Genomic DNA, 26,428 nt, shown 5'->3' on the forward strand with positions numbered 1-26,428 from the left:
TGTCGCGCGAGGCGGAGTTTCGTACAACGCTGCGAACATCACGTACGCCATGCGCGAGGAACATCTTGCCCAACACCATCTACGGCATCAAGAACTGCGACACCATGAAGAAGGCGCGCGCCTGGCTCGACTCCCATGGAGTCGCATATGAATTTCACGACTACAAGACAGCGGGCGTGGACAAGGACAAGCTCAAGCACTGGAGCGACAAGGTCGGCTGGGAGACTCTGCTCAATCGCGCCGGCACGACGTTCAGGAAGCTGCCCGATTCCGACAAGGATGGCGTCACCGAGAAGAAGGCGCTGGCGCTGATGCTAGCGCAACCATCGATGATCAAGCGGCCGGTGCTGGAGATCGGCGGCAAGCTGCTGGTCGGCTTCAAGCCGGACATCTATGCCAAGGAAGTCGGAGCCAGGACGCGTTAGAGTCTAGTTCAGCTCGATGATCTCGTTGGTGACGCCGGGAGCCGGCTGGTCCGCGAATTCGACCACGTCGGCCGTCGCGATGCGGCCAGGCGCGCGATGGAAGAGATCGCGATCGATCACGGCGCGCAGTTTCGGGCGCGGCAGCGCGTCATTTCCGCGCATCAGATTCTTGATCTCGAAGCCGCCGTCCTCGCAGAAGGTCTTGACCGAGGCGATGACGTGGCAGACTTGGCCGCCGGTCTGGAAAGGTAGCAGCAGCCGTTCATACGCGACGATGCGTCCGTAGATGTCGTCGACATCGGCAACGCTGTAGACGGGCAGCCCGCGTGCCACGCATTCATAGTAAACCGGCATCACGAAGGGGGCGAGCCGCGGCCCGAGATAATCGTCGAGCAGAACGCCCTTGCCGGTATGTCCATAGGCGCGGGAGATGCGCGTGTTTTCGCTCTGGATGGTGAGGCGCGGCGCCGGCGTCGAAACGTCCACCGTATAATAGATGAGATCGGACAGCTCTTCCTCGAGCCGCGCAGGCTGATATTCCCAGACTGCCGGCGCGATCTGCTGGCGCGCATAAAGTCGCAGCCACGTGTTCAGGAGATCACGCTGCCTGATCGACTTGACGACGGACGGAGCGGCGCTTGCGAAATCCAAAACAATAATCCCGGAACGTCAAAACCAGCACATGATGTCTCCTGCGGGAAAATTTTCTATGAAGGCTGGCGCGCCGGACGAAAGACCGTTAACGACGGCTTGATGACCGGTGTCTTGCGAACCGGGAGGCCGGGCAGGCACGACATCAAAACATCTCCGACTAAGGGAGCATTTGTATCCCAGCCGGAGACCTGATCTGCTCAGCTTTCCGCCTTGCCTAACCCCCGTCACCTCCGGCATATTCCGCGCCCGGAGACGGCGTTCCGGATGGGCTCCAAGGATAGGCTCCAAGGCCCCCGGAAAGCCGAAGCAACAAGGATAGCCACGCGGCTCGCGCGGGCAGGGGGAAATCTGTTTGGCCGATGAGTTTATTCTCGAAACGGAAGGCTTGACCAAGGAGTTCGCGGGCTTCTTCGCCGTCCGTGACGTTGCGCTCAAGGTTCGCCGTGGGAGCATTCATGCGTTGATCGGCCCGAACGGGGCCGGCAAGACGACCTGCTTCAATCTTCTGACCAAGTTCCTGAAACCGTCCGCAGGAAAAATCCTCTACAAGGGGCAGGACATCACCGCGATGGCGCCGGCCGACGTGGCCCGCATGGGGCTGGTCCGTTCGTTCCAGATTTCGGCGGTGTTTCCGCATCTCACGGCGCTGGAGAACGTCCGTGTCGCGCTTCAGCGCCAGCACGGCTCTTCGTTCGATTTCTGGCGCTCCAAGTCGGTGCTCAACCGCTTCAACGATCGCGCGCGCGAATTGTTGAACGATGTCGGCCTGAACGAGTTTGCCAACACGCCCGCGGTCGAGATGCCCTATGGACGCAAGCGTGCACTGGAGATCGCAACCACGCTCGCGCTCGACCCGGAGATGATGCTGCTGGACGAGCCGATGGCGGGCATGGGCCACGAGGACATCGACAAGATCGCGGCGCTGATCAAGCGGATCTCGGCGAAATACACCATCCTGATGGTGGAGCATAACTTAAGCGTCGTGGCCAACCTGTCCGACATCATCACCGTGCTGACGCGCGGCCAGGTGCTCGCGCAGGGCCATTACTCGGAGCTCACCAAGGACGAGCGCGTCAAGGAAGCCTATCTGGGAGCCGGTCATGCCTGACACTGCGATCGCCGAGGCTCCGGCCAAGGCTGCGACCGGCGGAAACATCCTTCAAATCCGCAACCTGGAAGCCTGGTACGGCGAGTCTCACATCCTGCACGGGATCAACTTCGACGTGAACGCGGGCGAGGTCGTCACCCTGCTCGGGCGTAACGGCGCCGGTAAGACGACCACGCTGAAGTCGATCATGGGCATCATCGGCAAGCGTACCGGCTCGGTGAAGTTCAACAACCAGGAGATCATCCGCGCGACCTCCGACAAGATCGCGCGCATGGGCATCGCATTCTGCCCGGAAGAGCGGGGCATATTCTCCAGTCTCGATGTGCGGGAGAATTTGATGCTGCCGCCGGTGGTCCGCGAAGGCGGGCTGCCGCTCGATCAGATCTTCGATCTGTTCCCGAACCTGAAGGAGCGGCTCAACAGCCAGGGCACCAAGCTGTCCGGTGGCGAGCAGCAGATGCTCGCGATCGCGCGCATCCTGCGCACCGGCGCGAGCTTCCTGATGCTGGACGAGCCGACCGAGGGCCTGGCGCCGGTCATCATCCAGCAGATCGGCCACACCATCGCGCGGCTCAAGAAGGAGGGGTTCACGATCCTCCTGGTCGAGCAGAATTTCCGCTTCGCATCCACCGTCGCCGACCGCTACTACGTGGTCGAGCACGGCAAGATCATTGACGGATTTTCCAATGCGGATCTTGCCGCCAACATGGACAAGCTCCACACCTATTTGGGTGTCTAGAACTGCCAACGAGAAAATTCAAAAAGGAAAGTTGCATGAAGACGAAGTCGATTGCATCATTGCTGCTGACCACCGCGCTCACCTTCGCCGTAACAGGCGTCGCCTCCGCGCAGGACAAGACCGTCAAGATCGGCGCGCTGTCCGATCAGTCCGGCCTCTACGCCGACCTCGGCGGTCCCGGCTCGACGCTTGCCGCACAGATGGCGGTTGAGGATTCCGGCCTGGCGGCGAAGGGCTGGAAGATCGACATCATCTCCGGCGATCACCAGAACAAACCCGACATCGGCACCGCGATCGCGCGGCAGTGGTTCGACGTCGACAAGGTCGACATCATCGTCGACGTGCCGAATTCGGGCGTGGCGCTCGCCGTCAACAACGTCATCAAGGAAAAGAACGGCGTCTACATCAATTCGGGCGCGGCGACCTCGGATCTCAGCAACGCGCAGTGCTCCCCCAACACCGTGCACTGGACCTACGATACCTACATGCTGGCCCACACCACCGGCCAGGCGCTGGTGAAGGCCGGCGGCGACACCTGGTTCTTCCTGACCGCCGACTATGCCTTTGGTGCGGCGCTCGAGCGCGACACCACGGCGGTCGTCACCGCCAACGGCGGCAAGGTGGTCGGCGGCGTCAAGCATCCGCTGAACACGCCCGACTTCTCGTCATTCCTGCTCCAGGCGCAGTCATCCAAGGCAAAGATCATCGGTCTTGCCAATGCCGGCGGCGACACCACCAACACGATCAAGCAGGCTGCCGAGTTCGGCATCGGCAAGGGCGGCCAGAAGCTCGCGGCGCTACTGCTCTTCCTCACCGACGTCAAGGCGATCGGGCTGGAGACGGCGCAAGGCCTCAACTTCACCGAGACCTTCTACTGGGACATGAACGACCAGACCCGGGCGTTCTCGAAGCGCTTCGCTGACAGGATGAAGAACAACGCACCGCCCACCATGGTGCAGGCCGGCGTCTATTCGGGCGTGCGTCACTATCTCAAGGCGCTGGAAGCGCTCGGCGGCAATCCCCATGACGGCGTCAAGGTCGTCGAGAAGATGAAGTCGATGCCGACGGAGGACGATCTGTTCGGCAAGGGCGAGATCCAGCCCAACGGCCGCACCATCCACAACGCCTATCTGTTCGAGGTGAAGAAGCCCTCCGAATCCAAGGGGCCGTGGGACTTCTACAAGCTGGTCGGCACGGTGCCGGGCGATCAGGCTTTCACGCCGCTGTCCGAGAGCAAGTGCGCGCTCTTGAAGAAGTAAGATAACCGCCCGCAGGCCATCAGGCCCGCGGGCGACTTTCAGGGAACGCCGAAGGGACCGGGTGCGGGATCGATGCAGGCTCTATACGCTCAGCTACTGGTGGGACTGATCAACGGCTCGTTCTACGCGCTGCTCAGTCTCGGGCTTGCCGTGATTTTCGGCATGCTCAACATCATCAATTTCGCCCATGGCGCGCTCTACATGATGGGCGCCTTCGTTGCTTATTTCCTGTTGAGCCTCGGCGGCATCAACTACTGGTGGGCGCTGCTGATCGCACCCGTGATCGTCGGCATCTTCGGCATGATCCTGGAAAGGACCATGCTGCAATGGCTGACCGGGCTCGACCATCTCTACGGCCTGCTCCTGACCTTCGGCATCGCGCTGATCGTGCAGGGCGTGTTCCAGAACTATTTCGGCTCCTCCGGTCTGCCTTACGCCATTCCGGACCAGCTCAAGGGCGGCATGAATCTGGGCTTCATGTTCTTGCCGATCTATCGCGGCTGGGTGGTCGTGTTCTCGCTGGTCGTGTGTCTGGCGACCTGGTTCCTGATCGAGAAGACCCAGCTCGGCGCTTACCTGCGCGCCGCCACCGAAAATCCGACGTTGGTGCGCGCCTTCGGCATCAACGTGCCGCGCATGATCACGCTGACCTATGGTCTCGGCGTCGGCCTTGCCGCGCTCGCGGGCGTGCTCTCGGCGCCGATCAACCAGGTGCGGCCGCTGATGGGCGCCGACCTCATCATCGTCGTGTTCGCGGTGGTCGTGATCGGCGGCATGGGTTCGATCATGGGCTCCATCATCACCGGCTTCGCGCTGGGCGTGATCGAGGGTCTGACCAAGTATTTCTATCCCGAGGCCTCCAACACCGTCGTGTTCGTGCTGATGGTGCTGGTGCTCTTGGTGAAGCCAACGGGATTGACGGGAAGGGCGGCCTGATATGACAACCCTGACGGACGACACGCTGCCGGTGACCCCTCGCGCGATGCGCGACGAGATGATCGCTTTCGTAGTGATGGCGCTGCTGCTGGCGTCGGTGCCATTCACGGGCGTCTACCCGTTCTTCGTGATGCAGGCGCTGTGCTTTGCGCTGCTCGCCTGCGCCTTCAATCTGCTGATCGGCTATGGCGGCCTGTTGTCGTTCGGCCACGCCATGTTCCTGGGTACCGCCGGCTATTGCTGCGCGCATGCGCTGAAAGTGTGGGCGCTGCCGCCCGAGCTCGGCATCCTCGTCGGCATCGCCGCGGCTTTCGTGCTCTCGCTCATCACCGGCTACATCTCGATCCGCCGCCAGGGCATCTATTTCTCGATGATCACGCTGGCGCTGTCGCAGCTGCTGTACTTCATCTACCTCCAGGCCCCGTTCACCCACGGCGAGGACGGCATCCAGGGCATCCCGCAGGGACACATGTTCGGCGTGTTCGATCTGTCCAAGCCGACGGTGCTCTATTACGTCGTGCTGGTGGGGTTCCTCGCCGGCTTCCTGCTGATCTTCCGTGTCATCAACTCGCCGTTCGGCGAGGTGCTGAAGGCGATCCGGGAGAATGAGCCGCGGGCGATTTCGCTCGGCTACCGGACCGACCAGTACAAGTTCCTGGCCTTCGTACTGTCGGGAACCCTGGCCGGTTTTGCCGGTGCGCTGAAGGTGTTCGTGGCGCAGAACGCCTCGCTCACCGACGTCCATTGGTCGATGTCGGGCGAGGTCGTGCTGATGACGCTGGTTGGCGGCCTCGGAACCATCTTCGGCCCCGTGGTCGGTGCGTTCGCGATCATCGCCATGCAGCAATATCTCGCCGGCTTCGGCCAGTGGGTGACGGTAATCCAGGGCTCGATCTTCGTAATCTGCGTGCTCACCTTCCGCCGCGGCGTCATCGGCGAAATCGCGCATTACTTCCGGCGATCGCTCTAAGTAGCTGATTCAAAAGTGGTTTACCGACCGCCTGAAAGCGGTGGATGATCCGGCTCCGCGGGCGTGAGATGACACGCGCGCGGATCGAAAATGGTCTATGACAGTTTCATGACGGCCCGACAGGGCCGGGCCATTTCCAACCGGTAGCCTACCCCCATGATGCGATGGTTTCGTGCTTTCCTTCCCAAGGAAGAACGGTTCTTTGACCTGTTCGACCGGCATGCCCGGACGGTGATCCAGGGCTCCATCGCGCTCCAGGGTATGCTGAACGGGGGCGAGGAGACGCCGGTCTATTGCCAGCGCGTCAACCAGTTCGAGAATGATGCCGACAACATCACCCGAGAGGTGCTGACGGCGGTGCGCCGCACCTTCATCACCCCGTTCGACCGCGGCGACATCAAGAACCTGATCACGTCGATGGACGACGCCATCGACCAGATGCAGCAGACGGCCAAGGCGGTGATGCTGTTCGAGGTCCGCACCTTCGAGCCGCCCATGCGCGAGATCGGCGGGCTTCTGATCGAATGCGCCAATCTGGTCGGCCGCGCGCTGCCGCTGATGCAGTCGATCGGCCCGAACGTCGCCATGCTGACCGCGATCACGGAGGAACTCGGCAAGCTCGAGGGCCGCGTCGACGATCTCCACGACATCGGCCTGAAGGAGCTGTTCCTCAAGCATCGCGACGGCAATGCGATGGACTTCATCGTCGGCGTCGAGATCTACGACCACCTCGAGAAGGTGGCGGATCGCTTCGACGACGTTGCGAACGAGATCAACAGCATCGTCATCGAGCAAGTTTAGGACAGGCCGCTGTGGATGCCGCGTTGGGTCTTCCCGTCCTGGTCGGCTTGATCGCCGTCGCGCTGCTGTTCGATTTCCTGAACGGCCTGCACGATGCCGCCAATTCGATCGCGACCATCGTCTCGACCCGGGTGCTGCGACCGCAATTCGCGGTATTCTGGGCCGCGTTCTTCAATTTCGTCGCCTTCATGGTGTTCGGCCTGCACGTCGCCCAGACCATCGGCACCGGCATCATCGATCCCTCGATCGTCGATGCCCAGGTGATCTTCGCGGCCCTGGTCGGCGCCATCGTCTGGAACCTCGTGACCTGGGCGCTCGGCATTCCGTCCTCGTCCTCGCATGCGCTGATCGGCGGGCTCGTCGGCGGCGGCATGGCCAAGGCCGGGATCTCGGCTGCGGTGTGGAGCGGATTGACCAAGACGGTGCTGGCGATCGTGCTGTCGCCGCTGATCGGCTTCCTGCTCGCGATGATGCTGGTGGCGATCGTGTCCTGGGCCTCGGTGCGCTCGACGCCTTTCGCGGTCGATCGCGCCTTCCGTATCCTGCAATTCGCCTCCGCCTCGCTCTATTCGCTCGGCCATGGCGGTAACGACGCGCAGAAGACCATGGGCATCATCGCGGTGCTGCTCTATTCGCAGGGCCATCTGGGCAGCGACTTCTCGGTGCCGTTCTGGGTGGTGCTGTCCTGCCAGGCGGCGATGGCGCTGGGCACCCTGATGGGCGGCTGGCGCATCGTCCGCACCATGGGCCTGCGCATCACCAAATTGACCCCGATGCAGGGCTTTTGCGCCGAGACCGGCGGGGCCGCGACTTTGTTCATGGCAACCTATCTCGGGGTTCCCGTCTCCACCACGCACACCATCACCGGCGCCATCGTCGGCGTCGGTGCCGCCCGCCGCGTCTCGGCGGTGCGCTGGAACGTTGCCAGCTCGATCGTCTACGCCTGGGTGATCACGATCCCGGCCTCGGCCATCGTGGCGGCGCTGACCTGGTGGGCGGTCAAGATCTTCGTCAAGTAACGAGCTTCAGCCCGACGATCCCGGCGACGATCAGCCCGATGCTGGCAAGACGGAGGGCCGTGGCCGGCTCGCCGAACAGCATGATGCCCAGTGTTGCGGTGCCGACCGCGCCGATGCCGGTCCAGACCGCATAGGCGGTTCCAACGGGCAGGGATTTGAGCGCGAGCCCGAGCAGGATGACGCTGCCGGCCATGGCCACGAGCGTGACGACGGACGGAACAAGCCTGGTAAAGCCCTCGGTGTATTTCAGGCCGATCGCCCAGGTGATCTCGAGAAGGCCCGCGACGAACAGGATGCTCCAGGCCATGACGACCCTCCATTCAAGGCAGGGTCGTCCCCGCGGCTGACGTGCTGATGGGCTGGGGAGGCCGTCCTCCCCCCAAAGGCCAGTATGGCCAAGGCGGATATGGGGCTGGCCGGGAGGCTCCGCAATCACCAAATGAGGCTTGATCAGGCCCGTTTTCCCTGCCACACGCTCCCGCCATGTCCGACATCGCCATCACCACAGCCGAATCGCCGGCCCGTTCCCCGCTTGCCGCTGAAGTGGCGCGGCGGCGCACGTTTGCGATCATCTCCCATCCCGACGCCGGCAAGACCACGCTGACCGAAAAGCTGCTGCTGTTCGGCGGCGCCATCAATCTCGCCGGTCAGGTCAAAGCCAAGGGCGAGCGGCGCAACACGCGATCGGACTGGATGAAGATCGAGCGCGAGCGCGGCATCTCGGTCGTGACCTCGGTGATGACCTTCGAGTTCGAAGGGCTCGTGTTCAACCTCCTGGACACGCCGGGCCACGAGGACTTTTCGGAAGATACCTATCGCACCCTCACGGCGGTCGATTCCGCCGTGATGGTGATCGACGCCGCCAAGGGCATCGAGGCGCGCACCCGAAAGCTGTTCGAGGTGTGTCGTCTTCGGGATATCCCGATCATCACCTTCATCAACAAGATGGATCGCGAGAGCCGCGACGTGTTCGAGCTGCTCGACGAGATCGAGAAGACGCTGGCGCTCGACACCACGCCGATGACCTGGCCGGTCGGACGCGGCCGCGACTTCCTCGGCACCTACGACGTCGTCAATGGCGGCGTGCGCCTGCTCGAAGGCGGCGGCGCCAAGACCGGCGCGGCGCAGCAGATCGAGATCGCCGAGCTCGCCAAGCTCAACGCCAATCTCGACGTCTCCGCGGTCAAGGACGAGCTCGAGCTTGTCACCGAAGCGTCAAAACCGTTCGAGCTCGACGCGTTCCGCGAGGGCCACCTGACGCCGGTCTATTTCGGCAGCGCGCTGCGCAATTTCGGCGTCGGCGATCTCCTGGAAGGCCTTGGCAAGTTCGCGCCCGAGCCGCGCGCGCAGGACAGCGACCAGCGCAAGGTCGAGGCCACCGATCCGCGCATGAGCGCCTTCGTGTTCAAGATCCAGGCCAATATGGATCCGAACCACCGCGACCGCATCGCCTTTGCGCGCCTCTGCTCGGGCAAGCTCAGCCGCGGCATGAAGGCCAAGCTGGTGCGCACCGGCAAGAGCATGCCGCTGTCGAGCCCGCAATTCTTCTTCGCGCAGGACCGTTCGGTCGCGGATGAAGCCTTCGCCGGCGACGTCGTCGGCATTCCCAATCACGGCACGCTGCGCATCGGCGACACGCTGACCGAAGGCGAGGATTTCAACTTCGTCGGGGTGCCGAGCTTCGCGCCGGAAATCGTTCGCCGCGTCCGTCTCACCGACGCGATGAAGGCTAAGAAGCTGAAGGAAGCGCTTCAGCAGATGTCGGAAGAGGGCGTGGTGCAGGTGTTCCGCCCGCGCGACGGAGCGCCGGCGCTGGTGGGTGTCGTCGGCGCGCTCCAGCTCGACGTGCTGAAGGCGCGGCTGGAGGCGGAGTATTCGCTGCCGGTCGAATTCGAGGTCAGCGAATTCCAGCTCGCGCGCTGGGTCTCCTCGGAGGACCGCAAGAAGCTCGACACCTTCATCGCCGCCAATACCTCCAGCATCGCCGACGACGTCGACGGCGATCCCGTGTATCTGGCGAGGAACGAATTCTATCTCGGCTACACCAAGGAGCGCGCCGAGGGCATCGAGTTCACCAACGTCAAGGACGTCAAGAAGAAGGGGTAGGGCGGCGCCTCATCTTGCGCGCGAGCATGTGAACCCGCGCGGGCTTGACGCGTGCATGGACGATGCCACTTTTGTCGAAGTGACATCGCGAACTCGCATCATGTGGCGCGGCATCCTCGTTTTCATCCTATTGGCGATCTCTACGATCGCTGCCGACGCGAGGCCGCGGCAGATCAATCCGATCCCGTTCGCGCACGAGCCCTGCAGCGTGCTCGACGGCCGCCCCTGCACGCCGTCCTATTGCAGCCCGCTCGAGCCCGGTCCCTGCATTCCCGAGATCGACTATCCCTACGGCCAGAATCTCCAGCTCACCATCCAAAGCGTCCCATCAGAGGCCGATCGCGCCAAATACCAAAAGCCCGATCACGATCTCGACACGATCGGCGACCTCTTCGCCGAGTTGCGTAGCTGCTGGTCGCCGCCATCGGACAATGCGCGCGCGGGCATGCAGATGTCGGTGCGTTTCAGCTTCAACAGGGCCGGAGGCCTGATCGGCCCGCCGCGCCTCACATTCGCGACCGCCGGCGTCCCCGCCGACACCCGCACGACCTATCTGAAGGCGATCAACGCATCGCTGAATGCCTGCCTGCCGCTGAAATTCACTGGCGGGCTCGCCGGCGCCCTGGCCGGGCGGCCGATCGCGATCCGGTATGTCGACAATCGGCAGGTCGCTCAGTAGCGCGCGAGTTGCGACCCGCGGCCAATCGATGATACGCCATTGGCGGGGGCTGCTTTACGGGGGAGGATGTCGTGGGTCTGCTGGTCATGATCCTGGGGCTTGCGCTGTTTTTTGCGACCCATGTGTTCACCACCAAACGTGAGGCGCGCGCGCAGGCAATCGCAAGGCTGGGCGAGGGGACCTACAAGATCCTCTATGCCGTGGTCTCGCTCGCGGGGCTCGCGTTGATCATCTGGGGCTTTGCCCATTACCGCAGCTCCGGCTGGATCGACGTCTGGTATCCGCCGAAGGCGATGAAGCACATCACGCTCGCGCTGATGCTGCCCGCGGTCATCCTGGTGGTCGCCTCTTACCTGCGCGGCCGCATCTACGCGACGCTGAAGCATCCGATGCTGGCCGGCATCAAGCTGTGGGCGGCGGCGCATCTGCTCGCCAACGGCGATCTCGGCTCCATCATCCTGTTCGGCTCGTTCCTGGGCTGGGCGGTATACGACCGCATTTCGCTCAAGCATCGCACCGATAGCGGTGGCCCGCCGATCCCGGTGGGCGGCGTCAGCAATGATCTGATTGCGATCGTCGTCGGCGTCGTCGCCTATCTCGCGCTGGCCTTCGCGTTCCATCCGGTCGTGATCGGTGTTCCCGTGTTCGGGGTCTAGCCGGTCAGCACAAGACGAAACCCGATGTCCATGCGCGGAAGGCAATAAGAGCAACAAGCCGAGGGCCCTTCGATGGACTGGTCGCAATCTCAGATCCCGCCGATGCGGTTCGAGGCGCGCTTTGGCGATCGGGTGGTGCCGGCCTTTTGCGACCGGCCGGCGAGCGTGTGGGAGATGATCGCGCAAGCCCGCGCCCGCAATGCCGATGGCGAGGCGCTGATCGCAGGCAATGTCCGGCTGAGCTGGCGGCAGGCCGTGGAGCAGGCAGCGCAGATCGCCGCGGGCTTCCGCAAGCTTGGCCTGCAGCGCGGCGACCGCGTCGCGATCCTGCTCGGCAACCGCATCGCATTTCCGCTGCTGCTGTTTGCCGCCGCGCATGAGGGGCTGGTCACGGTGCTGCTCAGCACGCGCCAGCAGAAGCCGGAGATCGCCTATGTCCTCGCCGATTGCGGCGCCAGGATCCTGATCCACGAAGCAGGGCTCGCAGAGCGGCTGCCCGATGCGCAGGAGGTGCCCGATGTGATCCATCGCATCGCCGTCGACGACGATCCGGCTCGCTCGCACTTCGCCGCGCTCGCCGACAACCCGCCGGCGCCAGCGCCGGTCGAGGTGAGCGAAGAGGACACGGCGATGATCCTCTACACCTCGGGCACCACAGGCAAGCCGAAGGGCGCGATGCTGGCCCATTGCAACATCGTCCATTCCTCGATGGTGTTCGCGTCCTGCCTGCAATTGACGCAGGCGGATCGCTCGATCGCGGCAGTACCTCTCGGCCATGTCACCGGCGTCGTCGCCAACATCACGACCATGATCCGCTGTGGCGGAGCGCTGATCATCATGCCGGAGTTCAAGGCCGCCGATTACCTCAAACTCGCCGCGCGCGAGCGGGTCACCTACACGGTGATGGTGCCGGCGATGTACAATCTCTGCCTGCTGCAGCCCGATTTCGACGGCTACGATCTGTCGAGCTGGCGCATCGGCGGCTTCGGCGGCGCGCCGATGCCGGTCGCGACCATCGAGAAGCTCAAGGCGACGATTCCCGGACTGAAGCTGATGAACTGCTACGGTTCGACCGAGACGACGTCGCCTTCGACGATCATGCCGGGCGAGTTGACCGAGAGCCACATCGACAGCGTCGGCCTGCCGTGTCCCGGCGCGCGCATCGTCGCGATGGATCCGGATGGGCGCGAGCTGCCTCATGGCGAGATCGGCGAGCTCTGGATCCAGAGCGCCTCCGTCATCAAGGGCTATTGGAACAACCCGAAGGCCACCGCCGAAAGCTTCACCAGCGGATTCTGGCACTCCGGCGATCTCGGCTCGGTCGATGCGGAAGGGTTCGTCCGCGTGTTCGACCGGCAGAAGGACATGATCAATCGCGGCGGCCTGAAGATCTATTCGGCCGAGGTCGAATCCGTGCTGGCCGGCCATCCCGCGGTGATCGAGAGCGCGATCATCGCCAAGGCCTGCCCGGTGCTGGGCGAGCGCGTCCACGCCGTGGTGGTGACACGCAGCCCGGTCGCCGACAGCGACTTACGGGCTTGGTGCGCCGAGCGTCTGTCCGACTACAAGGTTCCCGAGACCATGGCGATCACGCCGGACCCGCTGCCGCGCAATGCCAACGGCAAGGTGCTGAAGCGGCAGCTCCGGGAGCTCCTGGGCGCTTGAGCCGGGCAGGCGCCATCCGGGCTCTCCCGGGTGGTTAACGCCTTGATCGGGCTCGCTTTGCCTTGCCAGCGCCATATCGTTAGGGTACCTCGCCGCCACGTGGGGGACGGGATTCCTGACGCGAACGCTTCCGCGCGCGTACCCGGATGGGCATGGGATTAGCATAAGTGTCTGAATTATTTAACGAAGTCGACGAGGAAGTACGTCGCGAACAGCTCAAGAAGCTGTGGGATAGATATTCGATCTACTTCATCGCCCTGATGGTGCTGGTTGTGGCCGGCGTCGGCGGCTGGCGCGGGTATCAATATCTGGAGGCCAGGAAGGCCGCCGAGGCCGGCGCCGCCTTCGAGAGGGCCGCAGAGCTGTCCGACCAGGACAAGCATGCCGAGGCCGAGGCCGCCTTCACCGAACTCGCCGCCAAGGCGCCGTCGGGCTATCGCACCCTGGCGCGGCTGCGTGCCGCGGCCGAGGCGGCGCCCCGCGACGCCAAGGCTGCCGCCAAGATGTATGACGACATCGCTGCCGACCGCAGCGTCGGCGGTGAGTGGCAGGATCTGGCCAAGGTCCGCGCCGCCGGCCTGCTGCTCGACAGCGCGTCCTATGCCGACATGCAGCAGCGGCTCGAGCCTTCCGCAGCGCCCAAATCGACCTTCCGCCACAGTGCCCGCGAGATGCTGGCGCTGTCGGCCTGGCGCAACAACGACATGACCGCGGCCCGCAAATGGCTCGACGCGATTAGCGAGGACGGCGAAACGCCGCCCGGCCTGCGCTCGCGCGCCGAGGCGCTCCAGGCCCTGCTTCCGCCCGTCGCCAAGAGCTGAGCAAAAAGAGCTGACGACGGGCCCTCTGACGTAAACGAGACACACAAGATGCGCCGTACGCCACGCTTGATCGCAGCCGCCGTCCTGATCGCCTTCACGGGTGTCCTGGGCGGCTGCTCCAGCTTCGATCCAAGCGACATGCTCGACTTCCTCGACACCAAGAAGAAGCTGCCGGGCGACCGCAAGCCGGTCTTCCCGGAGGGCGTGCCGGGCCTCGAGCAGGGCGTCCCGAAGGACATGTACAAGGGCGCTCAGCAGCAGCCCGATCCGAACGCACCTGCCGTCGCGGCTTTGCCCGCCGAGCCGCCGCCCGAGGCCAAGCCGGCGAAGGGAGCCCACGCAAAGAAGACAAGGCAGCCGGCCGCCGCAGCCGTCGCGCCCGCGGAGGCGCCCGCCGGCGAAGTTGACGGCGAGGCCCAGCCGGAGGCGGCGCCGGCCACGGCCGCTCCGCCGCCCAAGCACAAGATCGTCCGCAAGCGCACCACCGCACCGCCGCCGGATCAGCCGGTCCAGCAGGCGCAACCGACCCAGACCACGCAGCAGCAGACGCAGGGCGGCTTCCCGGCGCCGCTGCCGAGCGGCAGCTTCTCGCGCTAATAATTCCACCTGCATTGACAGGCGCAGCCCCGGCAGCGCACGAATGACCGATGTCCTTCACGATTGCCATTATCGGCCGGCCCAATGTCGGCAAATCGACGCTGTTCAACCGCCTGGTCGGACAGAAGCTCGCGCTCGTCGACGACCTGCCGGGCGTCACCCGCGACCGCCGCGAGGGTGAGGCGAGGCTCGGCGATCTCGAATTCACCATCATCGATACCGCCGGCCTCGACGAGGGCGCCAAGGGCTCGCTGACCGCGCGCATGCAGGAGCAGACCGAGACCGCGATCGCGCAGGCCGACGCGCTGTTCTTCGTCATCGATGCCCGCGTCGGCCTCACGCCCACCGACCGCGCCTTCGCCGATTTCGCCCGCAAGGCCAACAAGCCCGTGCTGCTGGTTGCCAACAAGAGCGAGGGCAAGCACGGCGATGCCGGCGCGATGGAATCCTTTGCACTCGGCCTCGGCGATCCCATCCAGATCTCGGCCGAGCATGGCGAAGGCATGGGCGAGCTCTACGATGAACTCGCCAAGCTGATGCCGGAGCCCGTCGACGACGACGAGACCGAGGACGACGAGCCGCTCACCGAGGAAGAGGCCGCGACGCGCCCGATCCGGGTCGCCATCGTCGGCCGGCCCAATGCCGGCAAGTCGACGCTGATCAACCATCTGCTCGGCGAGGAACGCCTGCTGACGAGCCCGGAGGCCGGCACCACGCGCGATTCCATCGCGGTCGAGATCAACTGGAAGGGCCGCGAGTTTCGCGTGTTCGATACCGCCGGTCTCCGCCGGCGCTCCCGCATCGAGGAGAAGCTGGAAAAGCTCTCCGTCGCCGACGCCCTGCGTGCGGTCCGTTTTGCCGAAGTCGTCGTGATGATGATGGATTCGCAGAACCGCTTCGAGGAGCAGGATTTGCGCATCGCCGATCTGATCGAACGCGAGGGCCGCGCGGTCGTGCTCGCCGTCAACAAATGGGACCTGATGGAGAGCAAGGGGGGCGGCGCGATCTCGGGCCTGCGCCGCGATGCCGACCATTGGCTGCCGCAGATCAAGGGCGTGCCGATCGTCGCGGTCTCGGGCCTGATGGGCGAGGGCATCGATCGGCTGATGCAGGCAATCCAGGACGCCTACGCGCTCTGGAACCGGCGCGTGTCGACTTCGGCGTTGAACCGCTGGTTCGAGCAGGCTGTCCAGGCCAATCCGCCGCCCGCCGTGTCCGGCCGACGGCTCAAGCTCAATTACATCACGCAGACCAAGGCGCGCCCGCCGAGCTTTGTACTGTTCTGCTCGCGCGCGGACGCGGTGCCGCAGTCCTATCTGCGCTACCTCATCAATTCCATGCGCGAGACTTTCGAACTGCCGGGCACGCCGGTGCGCATTACTCTCCGTGAAAAGGCCAATCCCTTTGCGCACAAGCGCAAGCGCCCGTCGTGAGTGACGGCGCCGGCGAGGCGACGGCGCAAGGCGCCGTGCCGGCGAGGCGCGGCGCGGTCGCCTTCATCTTCGTCACCATCCTCTTGGACATGCTCGCGCTCGGCGTGATCATGCCGATCCTGCCGAAGCTGATCGAGAGCTTCGTCGACAACGATACCGCCCACGCCGCCCGCATCTTCGGCCTGTTCGGCACCGCCTGGGCGCTGATGCAGTTCGTGTTCTCGCCGTTGCTCGGCGCGCTGTCGGACCGTTTCGGGCGGCGGCCGGTGGTGTTGCTGTCGAATTTCGGCCTTGCCGCCGACTACGTGCTGATGGCGCTGGCGCCGTCCCTGGTGTGGTTGTTCGTCGGCCGCGTCATCTCCGGCATCACCTCGGCCAGCATCTCGACGGCCTTTGCCTATATCGCCGACATCACGCCGCCGGAGCGGCGCGCGGCGGTCTTCGGCCGGATTGGCGCGGCGTTCGGCGCCGGATTCATTCTTGGGCCAGCGCTCGGCGGCCTGCTCGGCGATATCGATCCGCGCTTGCCGTTCTGGGCGTCGGCAGCCCTCAGCTTCGCCAATGCGCTCTATGGGCTATTCGTCCTGCCGGAATCGCTCGCGCCCGACAAGCGCGCGCCGTTCCGCTGGCGGAGCGCCAGTCCGGTCGGGGCGCTCCGCCTATTGCGCTCCAATGCAGTGCTCGCTGCGTTGTCCGTCGTCAATTTCATCGCGCAGGTCGCACATGTCGTGCTGCCCTCGACCTTCGTGCTCTATGCGACCTATCGCTACGGTTGGGATTCCAAGACCGTGGGATTGACGCTGGCGATGGTCGGCATCTGCGCCATGGTGGTGCAGGGGCTTGCGATCGGCCCGATCGTGCGCGTGCTCGGCGAGCGGAACGCGCTGTTGCTGGGCCTGTGTTGTGGCGCGCTCGGCTTCGTCGTCCTGGGCGCTGCGCCGACCGGGCCGCTGTCCTGGATCGGGATTCCCATTCTGGCGCTGTGGGGCATCTCGGGTGCCGCGTCGCAGGCATTGATGACGCGGCTGGTCGCGGCCGAGCAGCAGGGCCAGCTCCAGGGCGCGACCGCGAGCGTGCAGAGCGTGTCGCAGCTCGTCGGCCCGTTCCTGTTCACGCTGACCTTTTCCTATTTCATCAGCGCGGGCGCGCCGCTGCATCTGCCCGGCGCACCGTTCCTGCTCGCGGCAGCGCTGATGGTGGTCTGCGTGGCGATCGCGGTGCGGACGCTGGGGGCGGCGAAGGCAGGATCGTAGGGTGGGCAAAGGCGCGCCGCGCCGTGCCCACCATCTGTTCATGATAGCAAGAAGTCGTGGGCACGCTTCCGCCGCCGCTCTTCGAGCTATGGCGGACAAGTCGCTTTGCCCACCCTACGGCAGTTGTTCCTTCGTCATTCCGGGGCGATGCGAAGCATCGAACCCGGAATCTCGAGATCCCGGGTCTGGTGCTTGCGCACCATCCCGGGATGACCGCTATGCGGTCACTTCTTCACCAGCGGGCAGTCGCTGTCCTTGAGCGGCTTGGCCGCGTCTTCCGCCGAGATCGTGGCGATCTGCTTGTAATAGTCCCACGGCCCCTTCGACTCCTCGGGCTTCTTCACCTCGAACAGGTAAGCGGGGATGAGGCGGCGGCCGTCCTGGCGCAGCGGACCGTTGCCGAACAGCGGATCGTCGGTCGGCAGCTCCTTCATCTTGGCGACGACCTTGGCGCCGTCATGCGGATTGCCGCCGAGCGCGTCCATCGCCTTGAGATAATGCAGCACCATCGCGTAGTTGCCGGCCTGCGTCATCGAGGGCATCGCGTTCTTGCTGGCCAGCGCCGAGAAACGCTTGGACCATTCGCGGGTCTTGTCGTTCAGGTCCCAGTAGAACGATTCGGTGAAGGTCAGGCCCTGGGCGGTCTTCAGGCCCAGCGAATGCACGTCGTTGATGAACAGCAGCAGGGCCGCGAGCTTCTGGCCGGCGGAGACGATGCCGAATTCGGCCGCCTGCTTGATCGAGTTCGTGGTGTCGCCGCCGGCGTTGGCAAGGCCTACCACCTTGGACTTGGAGGATTGCGCCTGCAGCAGGAAGGATGAGAAGTCCGCGGTATTGATCGGATGCTTGACGCTGCCGAGCACCTTGCCGCCGTTCGCGGTCACGACCGCCGTGGTGTCGCGTTCGAGCGCGTGGCCGAAGGCATAATCCGCAGTCAGGAAGAACCAGCTGTCGCCGCCGGCCTTGGTCAGCGCCTTGCCGGTGCCATTGGCCAGCATGTAGGTGTCATAGGTGTAGGAGATCGTGTTCGGCGTGCAGGCCTTGCCGGTGAGGTCGGCGGAGGCGGCGCCGGAATTCAGCAGCACCGCATTCTTTTCCTTGACGAGGTTGCTGACCGCCAGGGCGACACCGGAGTTCGGCGTATCGGCGATCGCGTCGACCTTCTCGTTGTCGATCCACTGCCGGGCGATGTTGACGCCGACGTCGGGCTTGTTCTGGTGATCGCCGCTGATGACGTCGATCTTCCAGCCCTTCTTGAGCAGGCCGGAATCCTCAACCGCCATCTTGATCGCAACCACGGAGTTGGGGCCGCCGATGTCGGCATAGAGGCTCGACATGTCGTTGAGCACGCCGATCTTGACGGTCTTGTCCTGCGCGTAGGCGGATGTTGCAAAACCGAAGGCGGCACAGGCCAGAAGGGCCGCGGAGCGGCGCGCGAACGTCGTCGTCATAAAAGGTTTCCTCCCTTGTCAAATATGCGGACGGCTCTCTTGCGAAGCCTTGTTCCGGCTGATTGGCTCTAGCCTTTCCCAGGGCCGGCGGCAATGCGCCTAAAGCCGGATGACGCTGCGTCGTAGCGTCATCCTTCGGTTAACTTTTGGGCAAAATGCGTTGAGACGCTATTTGAGCGCGTCCGATGTCAGCTTGAATTTCTGGATGCGCTTTCCGGTATCGACCTCGGCGGTATAGACGTTACCCCTCGCGTCGATCGCCATGGCATGCACCCAGTGGAATTGACCGGCGTTGCGGCCGTTGTGCCCGAAGCTGCCGACCACGCTACCATCTTCGCGCTTGATGACCCTGATCTCGTTGTTCTCGCCGTCGGCGCTGAGCAGATAGGTCTGCTTCGGATCGGGCCAGATCGCGATGTCCCACACCGCGCCGTTGCCGAGCGTGTTCTTCTCGAAGAAGAACTCCTTCACGAAGCTGCCGTCCTTCCTGAAGACCTGGATGCGGTTGTTGATGCGGTCGCAGACATAGACGAGGCCGTCATTGGCAAGCTTCACGCAGTGGACCGGGTTGCCGAATTGCTGCGCGACCTGCGCCTTGGGATCGTAGGGCGCCTGCTTGGCGTCGTCGGGCTTGTTGCCGTAGGCGCCCCAGTGCCGCTTGTAGGCCAGCGTCGTCGCATCGAACACGATGACGCGGCGGTTGCCGTAGCCGTCGGCGACGTAGATTTCGTTCGCCTCCTTGTCGAGTGCGGTCTCGGCGGGCTTGCCGAGCTGCGTCGTGTCGTTGCTGCCGAGGCTCGGGGCGAACTTGCCGATCTGGGCGACGAACTTGCCGTCGAGCGTGAACTTCAAAATGGCGTTGTCGTTGTCGGCATTGCCGCCGACCCAGACGAAGCCGCGCTCGTCGACCTCGATGCCGTGCTCGCGGCCGACCCATTCATAGCCCTGGCCGGGACCGCCCCAGGACCGCAGCAGATTGCCGTCGGCGTCGAACTCGAGCACGGGCGGCGCCGACACGCAGCATTTCGAGCGCGGCGGATTGAGGCTTGCGCCTTTCTCGTCGTCGGTGAGCGAGCGCGGGCGATGGATCACCCAGATATGGCCCTGCCAGTCGACCGTGATGCCGCCGACCTGGCCGAGAATCCAGTTGTTCGGCAGCTGCTTCGGCCAGGAGGGATCGACCGCGAAGGTCGGGACGTCGCCGGCCTTCGACGCAACCGGAGACGCGAGCGCGACGGCTGCGATCAGAATGGAGAGTGCGTGACGTGCGAGCGCAGACGCAAAGCCTGCGCGATCATGCCATGGCGCCATGGCAACCTCCCATTTTTGGCGTGCGGCTTGCTGCCGCTTGCGCGCGGGCAGTCAATCGCGGGGAGGCTGGCGAGTCAATCTGGCAAGGAAATTACGCAGGCGAGCGGAAGCTCATCAGGTTGCGGGTCTTGTAGTCATAGAACTTGCCGGTCTCGGTCCAGTCAGGCGCGCACATCGGCACGATGAATTCGGCGACCTGCTCGGGCGTGTCGAGCGTCGCGGGGTCTTCGCCCGGCATCAGCGTGGCGCGCATGCGGGTGCGGACCGGGCCGGGGTTGAACAGGTTGACGCGGAGCTTCGTGTTCGCGGTCTCCTGCGCCCAGGCGCGCGCCAGCGTCTCCAGCGCGGCCTTGGACGCTGCGTAGGGGCTGACATAGGCGGTCGCCTTGTTGGCGGCGCCCGAGGTGATGAACACGGCGCGGCCCGCATCCGACTGCTTCAGCAGCGGCTCCATGCAGCGGATCAGCTGGAAGTTGGCGGAGACGTTCACGGCCATCACGTCGGTGAAGGTCTTCAGCTCGATATGGCCGATCGGCGAGGAGGGACCGAGCACGCCGGCATTGCCGACGAGGATGTCGAGCTTGCCATAGCGCTCGTGCAGGCCGGCGCCGAGCCGCGCGATGCCGTCGGAATCGGTGAGGTTGAGCGGCACCAGGGTGGCGCTGCCGCCGATCTTCCGGATCTCGTCATCGAGCTCCTCGAGCCCGCCCTGCGTGCGCGCCACCGCCACGATATGCGCGCCGGCTTTGGCGAGCGCGATTGCTGCGGCATGGCCGATGCCGCGCGAGGCGCCGGTGACGAGAGCAATGCGATCAGCGAGGAGTTTTGTCATGGCGGGGTTTTACAGGCGTGGATGGCCGGGACAAGCCCCCATCCGCATCTGTCATTTCCGGGATGGTGCGAAGCACCAGACCTCAGATGCGCAATCGCGCATCGGGGAATCTCGAGATCCTCAGGTGCGCAATTGCGCACCACAGCTCGATGCTTCGCATCGCCCCGGGATGACGACTACGCCGTCAGCTCGCTTCCGCCAGCAGCGACAATTGCCGCGGCTGCTGTTCGGTCTGGGTCTGGTCGGTGAGGTGGGTCGGATAGGCGCCGGTAAAACAATGATCCGAGAACTTCGGATTGGCCGGGTCGCGGCCGGGCTCGCCCATGGCGCGGTACATGCCGTCGATCGACAGGAAGGCGAGCGAGTCGGCGCCGATGATCTCGCGCATCTCCTCCAGCGAATGCGTCGCGGCCAGGAGGCCGCCGCGGTCGGGCAGGTCGATGCCGTAATAATCGGGATAGAGGATCGGCGGCGAAGCGAGGCGGAAGTGCACTTCCTTGGCGCCGGCATCGCGCATCATGCGCACGATCTTCTTCGAGGTGGTGCCGCGCACCAGCGAGTCGTCGATCAGGATGATGCGCTTGCCTTCGATCGCGGCGCGGTTGGCCGAATGCTTCATGCGCACGCCGGATTCGCGGATCGCCTGCGTCGGCTGGATGAAGGTGCGGCCGACATAGTGGTTGCGGATGATGCCGAGCTCGAACGGCACGCCCGAATGCTGGCTGTAGCCGACCGCGGCGGGCACGCCGGAATCCGGCACCGGCACGACGACGTCGATCGGCACGTGGCTCTCGCGCGCGAGCTGCGCACCGAAGGCCTTGCGGACCTCGTAGACCGAGCGGCCGTGGACGATGGAGTCCGGACGGGCGAAATAAATGTATTCGAAGATGCAGGGACGCGGCGCCATCGGCGGGAACGGCTTGTGGATGTCCTGGCCGTTCTCGTCGAACACGATGACTTCGCCCGGCTCGATGTCGCGGATGAAGCGCGCGCCGATGATGTCGAGCGCGCAGGTCTCCGAGGTCAGGATCGGGCAGCCGTCGAGCTCGCCGAGCACCAGCGGGCGGATGCCACGCGGATCGCGCGCGCCGACCAGCTTCTTGTTGGTCAGCGAGACCAGCGCATAGGCACCCTCGATCTCGCGCAGCGCGTCGATGTAGCGCTCGATGAAGCGGCTGCGCCTGGAGCGCGCGACCAGATGCAGGATCACCTCGGTGTCGGTGGTCGACTGCATCATGGCGCCGTGGCGCACGAGCTCGCGGCGCAGCGTCAGGCCGTTGGTGAGGTTGCCGTTATGGGCGACCGCCAGACCGCCGGCATTGAGCTCGGCGAACAGCGGCTGCACGTTGCGCAGGATGGTGGCGCCGGTGGTGGAGTAGCGGACATGGCCGACGGCCATATTGCCGGGGAGGCGGTCGATTACTTCGCGGCGGGAGAAGGTGTCGCCGACGAGGCCGAGGCGGCGTTCACTGTGGAAGCGGCTGCCGTCGTAGGAGACGATGCCGGCGGCTTCCTGGCCGCGGTGCTGAAGGGCGTGCAGACCAAGCGCGGTGATGGCGGCGGCGTCCGGGTGACCATAGATGCCGAAGACGCCGCATTCCTCGCGCAGCGTATCTCCCTCCAGGTCGTCCTGAACCTCTAGAACGGCCGGGCTTGGGCCGGCGTTTGGATCGAGATCAAGTTGGGCGTCCTGGTCAGGGTGTCGCATCTCGTCCGCGCCTCTCTTTAAGGGCAATCAACGCGCCGCAGGTTTCTCGATCAGTTTCTTCAAACTGTCACGAGCAGGTTTACTGTATCCGTCGCCACTGCCCGAAGGCTGCTGCTCGGATTCAGCTTGATCATCATCTGGTTTGTTTTTCTTGAATCTCTTCAAGATGGTGTTCTCGGGGTCGTCAGGCAAGAGGGCCATCAGCCAATCCCCGGTTCCCTGGAGCACCACGCGGGATTTGGCCCCCGTCACCCAGTCCGGGCGCTGCTTGTCCGGAACCAGCCAGGTGAAGAACAGGAAGGCGACCACGACGATCAAAAGCCCGCGAGCCAGGCCAAACAGGAAGCCGAGGGTGCGGTCCAGCGCGCCGATCCTGGAATCCAGGATCATGTCGGAGATCCGGACCGTGATCACGGAGACCACGACCAGGGTGCCGACGAAAACGCCGGCGACGACGACCACGCTCGCGACGGTATCGTTGTTGAAATAGCTCTTGGCGGTCGGCAGCAGCTTTGAGAAGGAGTACAGCGTCACGATCGCCGCGGCGCCCCAGGCCGCGATCGACAGGATTTCGCGCATGAAGCCGCGGACCATCGCGAGCAGGCCCGAGATCAGCATCACACCGAGCAGGATCAGGTCGAGGAGTGTTACTGGCATCGGCTGGTCTGGTCCGCTCGTACGTCGAAGGTGCTCTAGCCGAATCGGTGTTTGGCCGCTGCCCTAAAAGAGGGGCAGACGGCGTTCCCGGCAAGGCCGCAACCTCGCAATCCCATGCTGCTTTTGTGACGGCTGTATAGCGGCGGGGGCCTCCGACGTCACCTCCACCTAACCCTCTCCACGGCGGAATCTTGCCGGTGTGGCATTTTTCTCTGCCGGCGCGTTCGATTCGCCCCGGCGGGAGCCCTTGGCGGCAATCTCTGCGACCAATGTCGTCAGGCTGTTGACCGCGTTCAGGGACAGTCCGGCGTCACCGCCGGCATCCCCGCCTCGGGCCGATTCGGGCAGCACGGCGCGCTTGAAGCCCAGCTTGACCGCCTCCTTGAGCCGGGCCGGGGTCTGCGCCACCGGCCGGATCACGCCAGAAAGTGAAATCTCGCCGAAATAGACCGCATCCGTGGGTAACTGCGCGTTAACCAGGGAGGACACCAGCGCGGCCGCGGCGGCCATGTCGGCCGCGGGCTCGTGGATGCGCAAGCCTCCCGCCACGTTCAGATAGACGTCGTGGCCCGACAGCTTGACCCCGCAATGGGCCTCCAGCACCGCCAGCACCATCGAGAGCCGACTCTGATCCCAGCCCACCACGGCCCGTCGCGGGGTGCCGAGCGAGGTCGGCGCCACCAGCGCCTGCAATTCGACCAGGACGGGCCGCGTGCCCTCGATGCCCGCGAACACTGCGGTGCCGGGCGTGCCGAGATCACGCTCGGACAGGAACAGCTCGGAGGGATTGGTGACCTCGCGCAGGCCAAGGCCCGTCATTTCGAACACGCCGATCTCGTCGGTCGGGCCGAAACGGTTCTTCACGGCGCGCAGGATGCGGAACTGCTGCGAGCCTTCGCCCTCGAACGACAGCACGGCGTCGACCATGTGCTCGACCACGCGGGGGCCGGCAATCTGGCCGTCCTTGGTGACATGGCCGACCAGGATGATGGCCGCACCGGTTTTCTTCGCAAAGCGGATCAGCGCCTGCGCCGAGGCGCGCACCTGGGTCACCGTGCCCGGCGCGGATTCCACCGTGTCGGTCCACATGGTCTGGATCGAATCGATCACGATCAACCGCGGGACCGCGCCCTCGGACAGCGTCGAGACGATGTCCTCGACCGAGGTCTCGGCGGCGAGCTGCACCGGCGCATCCGACAGCCCGAGCCGTTCGGCGCGCAGGCGCACCTGCGCGACCGCCTCTTCGCCGGAGATGTAGACGATGCGGTGGCCGGCGCGTGCCATCATGCTGGTGGCCTGCGTCAGCAATGTCGACTTGCCGATGCCGGGATCGCCGCCGACCAGCAGCACCGAGCCGCGCACGAAGCCGCCGCCGGTGACGCGGTCGAGCTCGGTCATCCCTGAGGACAGGCGCGGCGCATCCTGGGTTTTCCCCGACAGGCTCTCCAGCGCAAACGTCCGTCCCTTGCGCTTGGAGCGGATCGAGACGGGGACGCTGCCGCTGGTGTCCTCCTCGGCGAGCGTATTCCACTCGCCGCAGGATTCGCACTTGCCCTGCCAGCGGTTGTAGGCCGCGCCGCAGTTCTGGCAGACGAAGGAAAGCGTGTTCTTGGCCATGGGGCGTCAATCGTGCTCAGGGAGATTGCGTCGCGTTCCATAGCATGGAGAGCCCGGCCGCGACCATGATCGCGTCCATCATCAGGCGGAACACGTCCGGCTTCAGGTGCAGCACGAAGCGCTTTGCGATGAAGGCGCCCGACATCAGCGAGGCGCCCGCGATCAGGCCCTTCATGAAGACATCGCCGGTCAGCGCGCCGAAACGCTCGAAGGTCACCGATTTCGCGAAGTAGAGGCCGAGCGAGGAGGCCGCCTCGGTGGCGAGGAAAGCGCCCTTGCTGAGTCCGTAGAACAGGAACAGCGGCACGCTGAGCGGGCCGGTCGAGACCACGATGCCGGTGAGATAGCCGATCACGGCGCCGCCGATCGCCAGATGCCAGAGATTGGCCTTGAGGTCGTGCCGCGCCAGCCAGTGCCGCACCGGCACCATCGCGATCAGGAAGATGCCGATGGCGAGGTCCACCGCATGCGAAGGCAGCGCCAGCAGCGTCCGTGCGCCGAGCACGGCGGCCGGGATGCCCGTGACCGAATAGGCCGCGCAGGCCCGCCAGTCGACCTCTCGCCACCAGGCCAGGATCCGCGAAAAGTTCGCCATCACGGACGCCACCGCCATGATCGGCACCGCTTCCTTCGGCCCATAGGCATAGACCAGCACCGGCATCAGCATGATCGACGAGCCGGTGCCCACGATGCCTGAGATGGTGCCGGCGACGAGGCCGACGATGAGGACGAAGAGGAAGGCCAAAACGCTCTCCACGAATCGGGAGAGTTTAGCCGCGGGCAGCGATATGGGCGATTCGTGCTAGGCGAGGGAACCTATTGCGCTACGCATCGGCATGCCGGTCTGGGCGCCGGCTTTGAGGCATTTCAATGCGGCGGCTTCGCAGCTCACATCGAGCGCAATCTGCAGCGACACGCCTTCGCTCAGCATGGCCGCGAACGCGCCGACAAAGGTGTCGCCAGCGCCGGTCGTGTCCACCGGCGTGATGCGCGGGGCGGGCGCACGCAGGCGGGTGCCGTCGGCCGTCACGGCCAGCGCGCCTTGCGCACCGGCGGTCACGATGCAGGTGAGGTCGCCGGCCCTGGCGAGGTCCGCGGCAGCGGCCTCGTAACTGGACGTAGCGAGGTCGATGGCGCCGGCGGCGTCCAGCGCCTCGTGCTCGTTGACGAGGAGATGGTCGGTCACGGCAAGAAGCTTTGTCACCATCTCGCGGGTCATCCTCTCCGGGACGGGCGCGAGATTCCAGACGACGGTGCCGGCGGCCAATGTCGTCCTGCGCGCAGCCTCGAGCGCCTGCGCGAAGGGCACTTCCATCTGAAGCACCAGCACCGTGTCGGGACCAAACAGCCTGGCCGGGAGATCCCCGGCATTCGCGGCCATGTTGGCGCCGCTTGCGACCGTGATCGCATTCTCGCCGGCCTGGTCGACCGTGATAAAGGCGCAGCCGGTCGGCTCGTCGGCCCCGACGACGAGGCCGGTGTCGACTTCGTTGGCCCGGAGGTTCTCGATCGCGCTGTTGCCAAACCCGTCCCGGCCGACGCGGCCCGCCATCCGGACTTGTCCCGGTCCCGCGATCCGCGCGGCGGCAACGGCCTGGTTGGCGCCCTTGCCGCCGAAATGCGTCTGGTAGGACGGCGCGAGCACCGTCCGGCCGGGGCCTGGAATGATCGGGACCTTCGCGACGAGGTCGATGTTGAGCGACCCGAACACCAGGATCATGGTGGAGAGGC

26 protein-coding genes are annotated in these 26,428 nt (G+C 64.9%); 16 read left to right on the forward strand and 10 right to left on the reverse strand.

Annotated elements, in window-relative coordinates; genetic code table 11:
• The first annotated feature begins 65 nt into the window (after positions 1–65).
• On the forward strand, positions 66–425 hold the full coding sequence (locus tag XI03_RS23535) for an ArsC family reductase (protein WP_038946481.1): 360 nt from the start codon (positions 66–68) through the stop codon (positions 423–425).
• 3 nt (positions 426–428) lie between these two features.
• Here the strand turns inward: XI03_RS23535 and XI03_RS23540 are convergent, their stop codons facing one another.
• Positions 429–1,076, reverse strand: coding sequence for a hypothetical protein (locus tag XI03_RS23540; RefSeq protein WP_271593479.1), 648 nt, complete (start codon positions 1,074–1,076; stop codon positions 429–431).
• Between the two features lie 355 nt (positions 1,077–1,431).
• Between XI03_RS23540 and XI03_RS23545 the strand changes: the two genes are divergently transcribed.
• The 7 genes from XI03_RS23545 to XI03_RS23575 all read left to right on the forward strand — a co-directional run bounded on the left by XI03_RS23545 (position 1,432) and on the right by XI03_RS23575 (position 7,911).
• A complete protein-coding gene (locus XI03_RS23545; RefSeq protein WP_018317619.1) occupies positions 1,432–2,187 on the forward strand; it encodes an ABC transporter ATP-binding protein in 756 nt (251 codons plus the stop codon).
• Complete coding sequence (locus tag XI03_RS23550; RefSeq protein ID WP_038972499.1) at positions 2,180–2,926, forward strand: ABC transporter ATP-binding protein; 747 nt, start codon at positions 2,180–2,182, stop codon at positions 2,924–2,926. Before XI03_RS23545 ends, XI03_RS23550 begins: the two co-directional genes overlap by 8 nt.
• Before the next feature lie 35 nt (positions 2,927–2,961).
• Positions 2,962–4,185, forward strand: coding sequence for an ABC transporter substrate-binding protein (locus XI03_RS23555; RefSeq protein WP_028145065.1), 1,224 nt, complete (start codon positions 2,962–2,964; stop codon positions 4,183–4,185).
• A gap of 72 nt (positions 4,186–4,257) precedes the next feature.
• The gene (locus XI03_RS23560) at positions 4,258–5,121 is read left to right on the forward strand and encodes a branched-chain amino acid ABC transporter permease (protein ID WP_018317616.1); all 864 of its coding nucleotides are present in this window, start codon (positions 4,258–4,260) and stop codon (positions 5,119–5,121) included.
• 1 nt (position 5,122) lies between these two features.
• Positions 5,123–6,091: a branched-chain amino acid ABC transporter permease gene (locus XI03_RS23565; RefSeq protein WP_028145064.1), complete on the forward strand. Its 969-nt coding sequence runs from the start codon at positions 5,123–5,125 to the stop codon at positions 6,089–6,091.
• 156 nt (positions 6,092–6,247) lie between these two features.
• Complete coding sequence (locus tag XI03_RS23570) at positions 6,248–6,892, forward strand: DUF47 domain-containing protein (protein WP_271593480.1); 645 nt, start codon at positions 6,248–6,250, stop codon at positions 6,890–6,892.
• A gap of 11 nt (positions 6,893–6,903) precedes the next feature.
• The gene (locus tag XI03_RS23575; RefSeq protein ID WP_028145063.1) at positions 6,904–7,911 is read left to right on the forward strand and encodes an inorganic phosphate transporter; all 1,008 of its coding nucleotides are present in this window, start codon (positions 6,904–6,906) and stop codon (positions 7,909–7,911) included.
• Here XI03_RS23575 and sugE read toward each other — a convergent pair.
• Complete coding sequence (sugE, locus tag XI03_RS23580) at positions 7,904–8,218, reverse strand: quaternary ammonium compound efflux SMR transporter SugE (RefSeq protein WP_271593481.1); 315 nt, start codon at positions 8,216–8,218, stop codon at positions 7,904–7,906. The two genes, XI03_RS23575 and sugE, sit on opposite strands and share 8 nt — an antisense overlap.
• A 176-nt stretch (positions 8,219–8,394) precedes the next feature.
• Between sugE and XI03_RS23585 the strand changes: the two genes are divergently transcribed.
• From XI03_RS23585 to XI03_RS23620, 8 genes are all read left to right on the forward strand, one after another.
• The gene (locus tag XI03_RS23585) at positions 8,395–10,017 is read left to right on the forward strand and encodes a peptide chain release factor 3 (protein ID WP_038946486.1); all 1,623 of its coding nucleotides are present in this window, start codon (positions 8,395–8,397) and stop codon (positions 10,015–10,017) included.
• 100 nt (positions 10,018–10,117) lie between these two features.
• Complete coding sequence (locus XI03_RS23590; protein WP_028145060.1) at positions 10,118–10,696, forward strand: hypothetical protein; 579 nt, start codon at positions 10,118–10,120, stop codon at positions 10,694–10,696.
• A 71-nt stretch (positions 10,697–10,767) separates the two neighbouring features.
• Positions 10,768–11,352: an NnrU family protein gene (locus XI03_RS23595; RefSeq protein ID WP_271593482.1), complete on the forward strand. Its 585-nt coding sequence runs from the start codon at positions 10,768–10,770 to the stop codon at positions 11,350–11,352.
• Positions 11,353–11,424: 72 nt separating this feature from the next.
• Complete coding sequence (locus XI03_RS23600; protein WP_271593483.1) at positions 11,425–13,017, forward strand: class I adenylate-forming enzyme family protein; 1,593 nt, start codon at positions 11,425–11,427, stop codon at positions 13,015–13,017.
• Positions 13,018–13,184: 167 nt separating this feature from the next.
• Positions 13,185–13,838 carry a tetratricopeptide repeat protein gene (locus XI03_RS23605; protein WP_028145057.1) on the forward strand — a complete coding sequence of 218 codons (654 nt, stop codon included), beginning with the start codon at positions 13,185–13,187 and terminating at the stop codon, positions 13,836–13,838.
• A gap of 48 nt (positions 13,839–13,886) precedes the next feature.
• Entirely contained in the window at positions 13,887–14,435 is a 549-nt protein-coding gene (locus XI03_RS23610; protein ID WP_028145056.1) for a hypothetical protein, read from the forward strand.
• A 50-nt stretch (positions 14,436–14,485) separates the two neighbouring features.
• Positions 14,486–15,868, forward strand: a complete 1,383-nt coding sequence (gene der / locus XI03_RS23615) for a ribosome biogenesis GTPase Der (protein WP_018317605.1) — start codon at positions 14,486–14,488, stop codon at positions 15,866–15,868.
• Positions 15,865–17,121 carry a TCR/Tet family MFS transporter gene (locus XI03_RS23620; RefSeq protein ID WP_028145054.1) on the forward strand — a complete coding sequence of 419 codons (1,257 nt, stop codon included), beginning with the start codon at positions 15,865–15,867 and terminating at the stop codon, positions 17,119–17,121. Before der ends, XI03_RS23620 begins: the two co-directional genes overlap by 4 nt.
• A 224-nt stretch (positions 17,122–17,345) precedes the next feature.
• On the opposite strand, the gene XI03_RS23625 is transcribed toward XI03_RS23620, so the two are convergent.
• The 8 genes from XI03_RS23625 to XI03_RS23660 all read right to left on the reverse strand — a co-directional run bounded on the left by XI03_RS23625 (position 17,346) and on the right by XI03_RS23660 (position 26,417).
• Positions 17,346–18,572, reverse strand: coding sequence for an ABC transporter substrate-binding protein (locus XI03_RS23625; protein ID WP_028145053.1), 1,227 nt, complete (start codon positions 18,570–18,572; stop codon positions 17,346–17,348).
• Positions 18,573–18,740: 168 nt separating this feature from the next.
• On the reverse strand, positions 18,741–19,883 hold the full coding sequence (locus XI03_RS23630) for a hypothetical protein (protein ID WP_271593484.1): 1,143 nt from the start codon (positions 19,881–19,883) through the stop codon (positions 18,741–18,743).
• A gap of 91 nt (positions 19,884–19,974) precedes the next feature.
• Positions 19,975–20,715, reverse strand: a complete 741-nt coding sequence (locus XI03_RS23635; RefSeq protein WP_271593485.1) for an SDR family NAD(P)-dependent oxidoreductase — start codon at positions 20,713–20,715, stop codon at positions 19,975–19,977.
• Between the two features lie 184 nt (positions 20,716–20,899).
• A complete protein-coding gene (gene purF, locus XI03_RS23640; protein WP_152103071.1) occupies positions 20,900–22,423 on the reverse strand; it encodes an amidophosphoribosyltransferase in 1,524 nt (507 codons plus the stop codon).
• A 27-nt stretch (positions 22,424–22,450) separates the two neighbouring features.
• The gene (locus XI03_RS23645) at positions 22,451–23,080 is read right to left on the reverse strand and encodes a CvpA family protein (RefSeq protein WP_028145049.1); all 630 of its coding nucleotides are present in this window, start codon (positions 23,078–23,080) and stop codon (positions 22,451–22,453) included.
• Between the two features lie 168 nt (positions 23,081–23,248).
• The gene (gene radA, locus XI03_RS23650) at positions 23,249–24,697 is read right to left on the reverse strand and encodes a DNA repair protein RadA (RefSeq protein WP_018317598.1); all 1,449 of its coding nucleotides are present in this window, start codon (positions 24,695–24,697) and stop codon (positions 23,249–23,251) included.
• 16 nt (positions 24,698–24,713) lie between these two features.
• Entirely contained in the window at positions 24,714–25,442 is a 729-nt protein-coding gene (locus XI03_RS23655) for a sulfite exporter TauE/SafE family protein (protein ID WP_038972493.1), read from the reverse strand.
• Between the two features lie 57 nt (positions 25,443–25,499).
• A complete protein-coding gene (locus tag XI03_RS23660) occupies positions 25,500–26,417 on the reverse strand; it encodes a ribokinase (RefSeq protein ID WP_271593486.1) in 918 nt (305 codons plus the stop codon).
• Positions 26,418–26,428: the final 11 nt, after the last annotated feature.

The sequence above is a fragment of the Bradyrhizobium sp. CCBAU 65884 genome (assembly GCF_028128835.1).
GTDB classification, from domain to species: domain Bacteria; phylum Pseudomonadota; class Alphaproteobacteria; order Rhizobiales; family Xanthobacteraceae; genus Bradyrhizobium; species Bradyrhizobium ottawaense.

What these genes read in the sequence shown, in the direction of transcription:
- XI03_RS23600 (WP_271593483.1), top strand. Translation starts at nt 11,425, where the DNA reads ATGGACTGGTCGCAATCTCAGATCCCGCCGATGCGGTTCGAGGCGCGC.
- XI03_RS23550 (WP_038972499.1), top strand. Translation starts at nt 2,180, where the DNA reads ATGCCTGACACTGCGATCGCCGAGGCTCCGGCCAAGGCTGCGACCGGC.
- XI03_RS23610 (WP_028145056.1), top strand. Translation starts at nt 13,887, where the DNA reads ATGCGCCGTACGCCACGCTTGATCGCAGCCGCCGTCCTGATCGCCTTC.
- XI03_RS23570 (WP_271593480.1), top strand. Translation starts at nt 6,248, where the DNA reads ATGATGCGATGGTTTCGTGCTTTCCTTCCCAAGGAAGAACGGTTCTTT.
- purF (WP_152103071.1), bottom strand. Translation starts at nt 22,423, where the DNA reads ATGCGACACCCTGACCAGGACGCCCAACTTGATCTCGATCCAAACGCC.
- XI03_RS23630 (WP_271593484.1), bottom strand. Translation starts at nt 19,883, where the DNA reads ATGGCGCCATGGCATGATCGCGCAGGCTTTGCGTCTGCGCTCGCACGT.
- XI03_RS23590 (WP_028145060.1), top strand. Translation starts at nt 10,118, where the DNA reads ATGTGGCGCGGCATCCTCGTTTTCATCCTATTGGCGATCTCTACGATC.
- sugE (WP_271593481.1), bottom strand. Translation starts at nt 8,218, where the DNA reads ATGGCCTGGAGCATCCTGTTCGTCGCGGGCCTTCTCGAGATCACCTGG.
- XI03_RS23635 (WP_271593485.1), bottom strand. Translation starts at nt 20,715, where the DNA reads ATGACAAAACTCCTCGCTGATCGCATTGCTCTCGTCACCGGCGCCTCG.
- der (WP_018317605.1), top strand. Translation starts at nt 14,486, where the DNA reads ATGTCCTTCACGATTGCCATTATCGGCCGGCCCAATGTCGGCAAATCG.
- radA (WP_018317598.1), bottom strand. Translation starts at nt 24,697, where the DNA reads ATGGCCAAGAACACGCTTTCCTTCGTCTGCCAGAACTGCGGCGCGGCC.
- XI03_RS23645 (WP_028145049.1), bottom strand. Translation starts at nt 23,080, where the DNA reads ATGCCAGTAACACTCCTCGACCTGATCCTGCTCGGTGTGATGCTGATC.
- XI03_RS23585 (WP_038946486.1), top strand. Translation starts at nt 8,395, where the DNA reads ATGTCCGACATCGCCATCACCACAGCCGAATCGCCGGCCCGTTCCCCG.
- XI03_RS23625 (WP_028145053.1), bottom strand. Translation starts at nt 18,572, where the DNA reads ATGACGACGACGTTCGCGCGCCGCTCCGCGGCCCTTCTGGCCTGTGCC.
- XI03_RS23660 (WP_271593486.1), bottom strand. Translation starts at nt 26,417, where the DNA reads ATGATCCTGGTGTTCGGGTCGCTCAACATCGACCTCGTCGCGAAGGTC.
- XI03_RS23555 (WP_028145065.1), top strand. Translation starts at nt 2,962, where the DNA reads ATGAAGACGAAGTCGATTGCATCATTGCTGCTGACCACCGCGCTCACC.
- XI03_RS23560 (WP_018317616.1), top strand. Translation starts at nt 4,258, where the DNA reads ATGCAGGCTCTATACGCTCAGCTACTGGTGGGACTGATCAACGGCTCG.
- XI03_RS23565 (WP_028145064.1), top strand. Translation starts at nt 5,123, where the DNA reads ATGACAACCCTGACGGACGACACGCTGCCGGTGACCCCTCGCGCGATG.